The sequence below is a fragment of the Spongiactinospora rosea genome (assembly GCF_003315795.1).
Taxonomy (GTDB): Bacteria; Actinomycetota; Actinomycetes; order Streptosporangiales; family Streptosporangiaceae; genus Spongiactinospora; species Spongiactinospora rosea.
This window is the reverse complement of the sequence record NZ_QMEY01000001.1, coordinates 1051792-1058547: the sequence shown is the minus strand read 5'-3', so window position 1 is coordinate 1058547 and position 6756 is coordinate 1051792. Positions and strand designations below refer to the sequence as shown.

The 6756-nt window shown below is 70.4% G+C and carries 6 protein-coding genes; 3 read left to right on the top strand and 3 right to left on the bottom strand.

Annotated elements, in window-relative coordinates:
* Positions 1–333: 333 nt before the first annotated feature.
* Both DP939_RS05580 and DP939_RS05575 read left to right on the top strand, forming a co-directional pair.
* Positions 334–1662: an IS256 family transposase gene (locus DP939_RS05580; protein ID WP_404828576.1), complete on the top strand. Its 1329-nt coding sequence runs from the start codon at positions 334–336 to the stop codon at positions 1660–1662.
* A gap of 79 nt (positions 1663–1741) precedes the next feature.
* On the top strand, positions 1742–2053 hold the full coding sequence (locus DP939_RS05575) for a transposase (RefSeq protein WP_147267877.1): 312 nt from the start codon (positions 1742–1744) through the stop codon (positions 2051–2053).
* A 685-nt stretch (positions 2054–2738) separates the two neighbouring features.
* On the opposite strand, the gene alr is transcribed toward DP939_RS05575, so the two are convergent.
* The 3 genes from alr to DP939_RS05560 form a co-directional block, all read right to left on the bottom strand.
* The gene (alr, locus tag DP939_RS05570) at positions 2739–3857 is read right to left on the bottom strand and encodes an alanine racemase (protein ID WP_113979418.1); all 1119 of its coding nucleotides are present in this window, start codon (positions 3855–3857) and stop codon (positions 2739–2741) included.
* A gap of 64 nt (positions 3858–3921) precedes the next feature.
* Positions 3922–5385, bottom strand: coding sequence for an NAD(P)H-hydrate dehydratase (locus tag DP939_RS05565; RefSeq protein ID WP_113979417.1), 1464 nt, complete (start codon positions 5383–5385; stop codon positions 3922–3924).
* 15 nt (positions 5386–5400) lie between these two features.
* Positions 5401–5751 carry a holo-ACP synthase gene (locus DP939_RS05560; RefSeq protein ID WP_113979416.1) on the bottom strand — a complete coding sequence of 117 codons (351 nt, stop codon included), beginning with the start codon at positions 5749–5751 and terminating at the stop codon, positions 5401–5403.
* A 63-nt stretch (positions 5752–5814) separates the two neighbouring features.
* On the opposite strand from DP939_RS05560, the gene coaA reads away from it, so the two are divergent.
* Positions 5815–6756, top strand: a complete 942-nt coding sequence (coaA, locus tag DP939_RS05555; RefSeq protein WP_113979415.1) for a type I pantothenate kinase — start codon at positions 5815–5817, stop codon at positions 6754–6756.

Here is a 6756-nt window from a genome sequence, read left to right as displayed (position 1 = left end):
CCACCTGCACGTCGCTCAGTTGCGGAAGAAGCAGGTCCAACAGTTCCTGATCGGAATCACGCATATGCAACTATCGGCACGTGTGTGATCAGTTGCAGGCAGTTACCACGAAAATCTTGGCAGAACCACTCTAAGTGTGGAAAGGATCACTTTGGGTAGATGAGTCGAGGTAGATCACTTTACGCTTCGGGGGGAGCGTCGACCATGACGAACACACGGGGAACAGCGGCACTGACCAGCGGCTTCACACAGGCCCACGAGCAGACGGGCAACCTGGCCCGGGCCGCTCACCACAGCGGGCAGGAATCCGCACATCCCGGCCAGGAACCGCCGCTGCGGGACCTGCTCGGCGATCAGGTACTGGACCTGCTGCTGGAACGCTCACGCGACAGGGCGGGCGGGCTGCGGCTGACCGGTCAGGGCTCGATGCTCGGCGAGCTGGTCAAAGCCGTGCTGGAACGCGCGCTGGAGGCCGAGATCTCCTCCCATCTGGGCTACGGCAAGCACGAGGTCGCCGGCCACGGGACGGGCAACTCCCGCAACGGAAAGATCGGCAAGACGGTGCAGACCGGCGTCGGGCCGGTGCGGCTGGCGGTGCCCCGAGATCGCGCCGGCACCTTCGAGCCGGTACTGGTGCCCAAGCGGGCCGGGCGGATCTCCGGCGGCCTGGACGACATGATCATCAGCTTGTACGCGCATGGTATGAGCGTCCGCGACATCCAGCACCACCTGCGCCAGGTCTATGACACCGAGTTGTCGCACGAGGCGATCTCCAACATCACCGACGCGGTGCTGGAGGAGGTCCGCGCCTGGCAGGCCCGCCCGCTGGAGGCGGTCTACCCGGTGCTCTTCCTGGACGCCATCGTGGTCAAGGTCCGCGACAACCATGTCGTGCAGGCCAAACCCGCCTACCTCGCCGTCGGTATCGACGCCGAGGGCGCCAAGCACGTGCTGGGGATCTGGCTGGCCAAGACCCCGACCGAGTCCGCGACCGCCGGGGAGTCGGCCCGGTTTTGGGCCTCGGTGATGGGCGACCTGAAGAATCGCGGGGTGCGTGACGTCCTGATCGCCTGCACCGACGGCCTGAACGGCTTCGAAGACGCCGTCCACATGGCGTTCCCGCACACCATCGTGCAGACCTGCGTAGTGCATCTGATCCGTAACGCGCTGCGGCCGGTGGCCCGCCGCGACCGCGCCGCGGTGGCCGCCGAGTTGAAGAAGATTTACACCGCGCCCACCGAGCAGGCGGCCTTCGATGCGCTGGCCGACTTCGCCGCCTCTACCTGGGGCCAGAGGTATCCGCAGGCGGGCCGGGTGTTCGAGGCTGCCTGGGATCGGTTCACGCCGTTCTTCGCCTTCACCCCCGCGGTGCGGCGGCTGCTCTACACCACCAACGGCATCGAGTCGCTGAACTACCAGTTGCGCAAGGTCACCAAGGCCCGGGGGCACTTCCCCGGCGATGACGCGGTGGTCAAGCTGTTGTGGCTGGCGATCATCAACATCGAGGACAAACGCGCCCGTGAACGCGCCGCGCACAAGGAGAAGACCGGCCGGGTCAAGTCCTCGCCCGGCACCGCCCGCCTGATCGAGGGGCAGCGGACCATCGGCTGGCGCGAGGCGCTCATCGAACTCGATATCGCTTATCCAGGACGGATCAGGTAAAGACGGCTCTCTGGCTACCGGGAGCGATCTTTACACACTTGAAGTGACAACCTCGGGTTAGCCCCCGAAGGGGATGTCCATGATGGAGAGCATCGCGAAGAAAAAGCCGCGCCCGCGGCGGTCGTTCACACCGGAGTTCAGGGCAGAGATCGTCGAGTTGTGCCGGCGGGGGGACCGGTCGATCGGCGAGGTCGCCCGCGACTTCGATCTGACCGAGACCTCGGTGCGGCAATGGGTGCGCCAGGCCGAGATCGACGCGGGTGAGGGGGACGGACTGACCAGCGGTGAGCGGGAGGAGCTGGCGGCGTTGCGGCGGGAGAACCGGCGGCTGCGCGAGGACGTCGAGCTCCTTCAGCGAGCGACGGCTTTCTTCGCCAATGAGACCCGGTGAGCATGCACCCGTTCATCGAGGCGGAGAAGCAAGGCGGCCACAACGTCAAGCGGGCGTGTGCGCTGCTGAGGGTCTCCCGTGCCGCCTTTGAGGCCGCTGCGGCGGCCTGACTGACCACCACACCGATGGTGATTGTCAAAGCGGAGCAAGCGCATCAAGTGCTGTACGCCCTGGTCCCGGTTCTCGGTATGGATCGCGTCCCGCGGAGTGGTGGAACTCCTCCATGGCATGGACCGGCCGGCCTCGGCAATGTCCGATTTGGACGCTCCCTCTACGCCACTAGACGAGACACCATCAAATGGCCTTAGCCGGTGCTGGAACGGCGAGCAGCCACGACACACGCGAAATCCCGGGCACCGGCCCGCGACCAGGCACGGACGGGCGGCGAGAGTGGGCCTGCCGTACGCCGGGCGAAGCCCGGCAAAGGAAGACCGTCCGAGCGAAGCGAGGCCCTTTACGCGCGCGGAGCGCGCCCTGGCCGCCGAAGGCGGGACCCATCGCGCGGAGCGCGTCCCCCGCCGGAGGCGGGGGGTTTGGGCGCGAGCGAAGCGAGGCGCTTTGCTTTGCCCGGGCGCGGTCGTGTCCGCAGCGACGAGCGATGGAGTGAGGAACGAACGACTGAGCGAGGAGCGGAGGGCGCGACCTCGAAAGCGCCCGGGCCCCGCGCGAGCGGAGCGAGCGCCATTTACACGTAGACGCGGGGGACTCGGGCGCCTAGGCCGGTGACGATTTCGTAGGAGATGGTGCCCAGGCGGTCCGCCCATTCCTGGGCTGTGGGCTCGCCCTGGTCGCCCGGGCCGAAGATGATCACTTCGTCGCCCAGGGACAGCGCGTCGTCGCCCACGTCGATCATGAACTGGTCCATGCAGACCCGCCCCGCCACCGTGCGCCGCCGCCCGCCCGCGAACACCTCGCACCGGTTGGTGGCCCGGCGCTGGACCCCGTCGGCGTAGCCGAGGGGGATCATGGCGAGGGTGGTCTCCCGTTCGGTGATGTACTCGTGACCGTACGAGACCCCCGACCCCGCCGGTACGCGCTTGACCAGGGCCGCGGTCGAGGCCAGCGTCATCGCCGGGCGTAGTTCGCAGTCGCCCAGTTCGGGCACGGACGGCAGGCCGTAGATGGCGCTGCCCAGCCGTACCATGTCGAACCGGGCGCGGGCGAGGGTGAGCGTCGCCGCGGAGTTGGACAGGTGCCTGATCACGTGGGATCCGGCCACGCCCGCCTTCTCGGCCATGGCCAACGCCTCGTCGAACTTGTGCGTCTGGGCGTCGATGGACGGGTGGCCGGGGGTGTCGGCGCAGGCCAGGTGGGACCAGATGCCGGTGACCTGGACCAGGCCCTCCCTCTGCGCCGCCGCCGCGCGGTCGAGCAGTTTCTCCCACTCGGTCGCGGTCGCGCCGCCCCGGGACGTGCCGGTGTCGATCTTGAGGTGGATCCGTGCCGTACGCCCCCGGCGGCGGGCCGCCTCCATCAGCTCGTCCAGCAGCCAGATCGCGCTCACGGACACCTCGATGTCCTCGGCGACGGCCTCTTCCAGCCGATCTCCCGGCGTGATGATCCAGGCCAGGATCGGCGCGCCGATGCCCGCCCGCCGCAGGGTCAGCGCCTCATGGATGAAAGCGGTGCCCAGCCGACCGGCCCCCGCGGTGAGAGCCGCGTGCGCGCATGGCACCAGCCCGTGCCCGTAGGCGTCGGCCTTCACCACCGCCATCAGCTCCGCGCCCGCGGCGCGCTCGCGCATGACCTCGACGTTGTGCCTGATGGCTCCGAGGTCCACGCGCGCTACTGTCGGGAAATCCATCTTACAAGAATGGCAGGTGACACGGTCTGCTGAGCGATAGGACTCTCACTCCCGGGTGCACATATCAGGTCAAGGACCGCGTCACCTGCGGCAACGCGTCGGCCACGTCGGTCGCGGCGAGCGGAGCACCGCCGGCGGCCACGCGGGCCGCCGCGCCGTGCAGGTAGGCCGCGCATGAGGCGGCATCGTAACAGTTGAGTCCGGCGGCCAGCAGTGTGCCGAGGATGCCGGAAAGGACGTCCCCGGTGCCCGCCGAGGCCAGCCACGGGGTGCCGGTGAGGTTGATCCTGGGCGGCCTGCCGGGCTCGGCGACGATGGTGGTCGAGCCCTTGAGCAGTACGGTCACGCCGAGCGTCCGCGCGGCCTCGCGGGCGTGGTGCAGGCGGGCGGCCTCGATGTCCTGCCTGGGCACGCCGGTCAGCCTGGACAGTTCGCCCGCGTGCGGGGTGATCACCGTGGGCGCGTCCCTGTCCAGCAGGTACGGCCTGGCGGCGGCGAGGGTCAGCGCGTCGGCGTCGATCGCCACCGGGAGGTCGTCCGCCAGCACGGACTCGGCCACCGCGAGCGCGTCGTCGTCGGTACCGAGGCCCGGCCCCAGCACCCACGCCTGCACGCGGCCCACCCGATCGATGCCCTCGCCGGGCGCCAGCGTGCTGATCACCGCCTCCGGCCAGTGGTCCCTGACCGCGGCGGCCGGTTGGTCCTGTCCGGCGTAGCGGACCATCCCCGCGCCGGACCTGATCGCGCCCGCCACCGTCATGACCGCCGCCCCGGTGAACCGGTCGCCGCCCGCGACGATCCCCACGACCCCTCTGCGGTATTTGTCGGACTCCCGGCCGGGCCTGGGCAGCAGCCCGGCCACGTCGGGGTCGGTCAGTGCGACCACGTCGGCGTCGGGGAGGTAGGGCCCGAGCCCGATGTCCACGAGTTCCACGACCCCTGACTGCCCAGCGCCGGGGTCGATGAACAGACCGGTTTTGTACGCCCCGAACGTCACGGTGACGTCCGCCCGTACGGCGGCGCCGTCCACCTGCCCGGTGCTCGCGTCCACGCCGCTCGGCACGTCCACCGCGACGACGGTCGCATCCACGGAGTTCACGATCTCGGCCAGCGCCGCGTACGGCTCGCGCAGCGCGCCCGTCCCGCCGATGCCGACCAGCCCGTCGATGATCAGGTCGGCCGGTCCGGCCGCCCGTCGTACCGCCTCGGGCCCGGAGTCGCCGAGCACTCTGCCGCCCGCCGCGCGCAGGGCGGCCAGCCCGCCCTGGTGGGTACGCGAGCCGGCGAGCAGGGCGTCCACCCGCGCGCCGCGACCGGCCAGGGTCGCCGCGGCGTAGAGGGCGTCGCCGCCGTTGTCGCCGCTGCCCACGAGGACGAGCACCCGCGAGCCGTACACGCGGGGCAGCAGGCCCGCGCAGGCGGCGGCGAGCCCGGCGGCGGCCCGGCGCATCAGCGCGCCCTCGGGGAGGCGGGCCATCAGCGCCCGCTCGGCGGTGCGAATCTGGTCACTGGTGTACGCGGTGCGCATGCTGCCGAAGTTATCTCAGCCTTCGGCGATCACATACGCGATGGCGACACCTCCGTCGTGGGTCAGCGACAGGTGCCAGCGCCGCACGCCCATCGCCCCGGCGGTCTCGGCCACCCGTCCCGACACCCGCAGGAACGGCCTGCCGTGCTCGCCGACGCACACCTCGGCGTCGAGGTGGCGCAGGCCGGGCGGCGCGCCGAGGGCCTTGGCCACCGCCTCCTTGGCCGCGAACCTGGCGGCCAGCGAGTGCACGGCCAGCCCCCGCTCCGCCTCGGTGAACAGACGTGCGGCCAGCGCGGGCGTGCGCTCCAGGGTGGCGGCGAAGCGCGTGACGTCGACGACGTCCACGCCGATTCCCACGATCACCGGCCCAAGCCTAATCCGCAGGCCACCCGATGGCCGCTCGCGCGCGCTGAGTAGGCTTCCGGCATGGTCACCGAGGCAACCGCGGTCGAGACGTCGGCGTACGTCGAGCTGGGCCGCGAGCAGTGGCGGGGTCTGCGCGAGAACACCCCGCTCACGCTCACCGAGGCCGGACTCGAAGACCTGCGCGGCGTGGACGACCCCATCGACCTGGCCGAGGTCACCGACATCTACCTGCCGCTGACCCGGCTGCTCAACCTGCACTTCACCGGCGCGCGCAAGCGGGGGGCCGCGGTCAGCGCGTTCCTCGGCGAGAAGGACGCGCCGCCGCCGTACATCCTGGGCATCGCGGGCAGCGTGGCCGTGGGCAAGTCCACGACCGCCCGGCTGCTGCACACGCTGCTGGCCCGCTGGCCCGAGCACTCCAACGTGGAGCTGATCACCACCGACAGCTTCCTGTATCCCAACGCGGTCCTCGAAGAGCGTGGGATCATGCACCGCAAGGGCTTCCCGGAGAGTTACGACCGGCGGGCGCTGGTCCGGTTCGTGTCGGCGGTGAAGGCGGGCGCGGCCGAGGTGACCGCGCCCGTTTACAGCCATCTGGAGTACGACATCGTGCCGGGCGCGGCGCAGAGCGTGCGGCGGCCGGACATCCTGATCGTCGAGGGGCTCAACGTGCTCCAGCCGGCCCCGCCGACCGCGCTGGCCGTGTGCGACTTCTTCGACTTCTCGATCTATGTGGACGCGCAGGTGGAAGACGTCCGGGAGTGGTACGTGGACCGGTTCCACAAGCTGCGCCGGACCGCGTTCGCCGACCCGAAGTCCTATTTCCGGCACCTGGCCGACCTGTCGGAGACCGAGGCAACGGCGTTCGCGCGCGATGTGTGGCGCGAGGTCAACGAGCGCAACCTGGTGGAGAACATCGCCCCGACCAGGGCCAGGGCGGCGCTCGTGCTGCACAAGGGCCGCGACCACGCCGTCCAGCGGGTGCTGCTGCGCCGCGCGTAG

Coding starts and splice junctions, on each gene's coding strand:
- coaA (WP_113979415.1), top strand. CDS start 5,815: ATGGTCACCGAGGCAACCGCGGTCGAGACGTCGGCGTACGTCGAGCTG.
- alr (WP_113979418.1), bottom strand. CDS start 3,857: ATGGATTTCCCGACAGTAGCGCGCGTGGACCTCGGAGCCATCAGGCAC.
- DP939_RS05565 (WP_113979417.1), bottom strand. CDS start 5,385: ATGCGCACCGCGTACACCAGTGACCAGATTCGCACCGCCGAGCGGGCG.
- DP939_RS05575 (WP_147267877.1), top strand. CDS start 1,742: ATGATGGAGAGCATCGCGAAGAAAAAGCCGCGCCCGCGGCGGTCGTTC.